General features: G+C 53.0%; 3 protein-coding genes. All 3 read left to right on the forward strand.

Annotated elements, in window-relative coordinates:
* Nucleotides 1-192: 192 nt before the first annotated feature.
* Nucleotides 193-873 (forward strand): response regulator transcription factor, encoded by a 681-nt coding sequence (locus tag HMPREF1548_RS06935; protein ID WP_021635188.1) that lies wholly within the window; start codon nt 193-195, stop codon nt 871-873.
* A gap of 2 nt (nt 874-875) precedes the next feature.
* The gene (locus HMPREF1548_RS06940; protein WP_021635189.1) at nt 876-2,264 is read left to right on the forward strand and encodes a sensor histidine kinase; all 1,389 of its coding nucleotides are present in this window, start codon (nt 876-878) and stop codon (nt 2,262-2,264) included.
* A gap of 366 nt (nt 2,265-2,630) precedes the next feature.
* Nucleotides 2,631-2,890, forward strand: a 260-nt coding sequence (locus HMPREF1548_RS06945) for a DUF6034 family protein (RefSeq protein ID WP_021635191.1), incomplete at its 3' end; no start/stop codon positions are given.

Consider the following 2,890-nt stretch of genomic DNA (forward strand, 5'->3'; position numbering starts at 1 on the left):
CGGCGGCCCGGGGCGGTTCCTCCCCGGGCCGCGCAGTATGTTTACATTTTGGTGCTTTTTTTCTGGGGATGGTGTGTTACACTAAAGGGGATTATGGGCAGGCGGTATTTTTAGTACATAATTTTTTAAAGGATAAATATTCTGTTCCTTGCAGCGGGGGATTTGATTGTTGTGCGGATGAGGGGAAAGAGGATGAAGACGAGAATTTTAGTGATTGAGGATGATGCTTCCATATCGGAGCTTATCTGTATGAATCTGGAGGCGGCGGGGTATGAGCCGGTTCCGGTTTATGATGGGGTGGAGGCGGAAAAAATCGTTTCGGGTTTGGCCGGCGGCGGAGAGGGAGGCTTGTCTTATGCGCTGGCGTTGGTTGATATTATGTTGCCGGGCAAGGATGGGTTTGAATTGATGGGGTGTATGCAGTCGGCCGGAATTCCGGTGATATATCTTACGGCCAAGGCGGATGTGATTTCCAAGGTACACGGGCTGCGGGCGGGGGCGGAGGATTATATTGTGAAGCCCTTTGAGGTGCTGGAGCTGCTGGTGCGTATGGAAAAGGTGCTGGAACGGACAGGCAGGGGGAAGGAAATCATTGAAATCCGCGACGTGAGGATTGACAGGAAGGAGCATCAGGTCATGAAGGCGGGAATTCCGGTGGCCCTCAAGCCGATGGAGTATGAGCTGCTGGTGCTTCTGGCGGCTAATAAAAATGTGGCTTTTTCCAGGGAGCAGCTCTTGAATCAGGTCTGGGGCAGCGATTATATGGGGGAAACCAGAACCGTGGATGTGCATATCGGGCGGCTGCGCAAGAAGCTGGATTTTTTTGAGGTCATACGGACCATTCCCAAAACAGGCTACCGGCTGGAGGATTGAATATGAAGCTTTGGAAAAAAATTTCTCTTCTGACCACCTCCGTACTGCTTGTGACGACCGGCGTCACAGGGGGAATTGTGGTTCACCGCACCGTACAGTATAATGAGACAAAAACGGTGGAAAATTATGAGCAGCAGCTTCATGCCACCGCCTATGCGCTGGGAAAGGAAATCAGCGACAGCGAGCTTGAGGGCTACACGGAGGCAACCAGAAGCTCATTTTATAATTATATTTTAAAAAAATACGGCGCTTCAAAATACATATTGATTAAGGACGGGGAGGTTGTCTGCAATCTCACGGCTTTTGATTTGGTAAACCCGCGGGAGAAGCGCTGGGCGGGGACGGAGGCTTCCGCGGATTTCCGGCAGGTGGGGGAGCAGCATCTGCTGATTCTCGGGAAAAAACTGCCCGCGGATTCCCTTTCGGACTACCGGCTTGTCCTGGTGCAGGACATTACGGAGCTTTATGCGGATATGGAAAAACAGGCCTGGCTGTTTGCGGAGATTTATTTTGCGGCGGCAGTCATATCGGTGCTGATTATTTTTCTCATAACGGGCAGGCTGCTGAAGCCGCTGCGCAAGCTGCAGCAGGCGGCTGCGGATATCAGCGAGGGAAGGCTCGGGCAGCGGGCGCAGGCTGGTTCAAAGGATGAAATCGGCGCCATGGCGGCTTCCTTTAACCGTATGGCGGACCGGATTGAGGAGCAGGTGACGGAGCTGGAAAAGGTTTCGGCGCAGCGCGGGATGCTGCTTGGAAGCCTGACCCATGAGTTGAAAACGCCTATGACATCAATCATCGGTTATTCCGATACCCTGCTGCATGTGAAGCTGAGCGAGGAGCGGCGGGAACAGGCGCTGCATCGTATTCATGATGAGTGCAGGAGGCTGGAGCGTCTGTCCGGCAAGCTGATGAACCTGATCGGTCTGTATGATAACGATAGTATCAGGCTGGAGGAGACGGAGGTGGAGGATCTGTTTTCCCGGGTGGCGGATTTGGAAAAATATCACCTGGAGGAGTGCGGGATGACGTTGGAAACCCGGTCGGACGGCCAGATGCGCAGGCTGGACAGGGATCTTTTTGAAAGTCTTCTTATTAATCTGATAGATAACGCTGTGAAAGCCGGAAAAGAGGGTGATGCCATTCGACTGGAGGCTGCCGGAAATGAAATTAGCGTCACCGATCAGGGCAGGGGAATACCGCCCGGAGATTTGCCCCGCGTTACAGAGGCGTTCTATATGGTGGATAAATCCCGCAGCAGAAAAGCCGGGGGCATCGGCCTTGGGCTGGCACTTTGCAGCAGGATAGCGGAGCTTCATAACGCGTCCCTCCATATCGAAAGCAGGGAAGGGGAAGGAACCCGTGTAACGGTGGTTTTCCAGGGGGAAGCCTGACGGAAGCTGTGAAGGAACTGAAACGACTGGTAACGGTCCGGCCGGGGCTTGCGTATGTTTGAAAATATAACCCTGTTTGCAAAATGTTTACATCCTGCTGCATACTTTTTACGAGGCACAGGCGTATGCTTGGTTTATGCCTGAAGCATAACGTTTCGCGCAGATGCGCAGGGCGGCTGCCCTGAAACAGGCAGAGATGAAACAAATACGTTACTGTTCATTCAGTACTGTGCATTTACTGCACAGTACGTAAGAAAGTGATTCAAGAGTGCATAAATCCCATTGCCGCAGGCAATTTTTAATGGATTTATACAGTTACTGGTCACGGAGTGAACAGTAACACAAATACGGAAAGAGGGAATTGAAATGAGAAAAAGTAAGCGTTGGATGGCTGTAATCATGGCGGCAGGTTTGGCGGCCTCCGTTTTTGCCGGATGCGGGGGAACCCCGGAGCCTCAGGAGGATTTGGTAAAACCGAAGGAGGAAAGTACACAGGCGCCGCAGGCCGCGGCAGAGGGCAGTATCGCAGAGCAGGTGCAGGCGCCCAGCCGTTTTGCCCTGGAGTTTTCAGATACAGCGGGGCAGCTTTCGGTATCGGTGGACGCGTCCGTCACGGTTCCCGCGGC

The organism is Clostridium sp. KLE 1755 (assembly GCF_000466465.2).
In the GTDB taxonomy this organism is placed as follows: domain Bacteria; phylum Bacillota; class Clostridia; order Lachnospirales; family Lachnospiraceae; genus Eisenbergiella; species Eisenbergiella porci.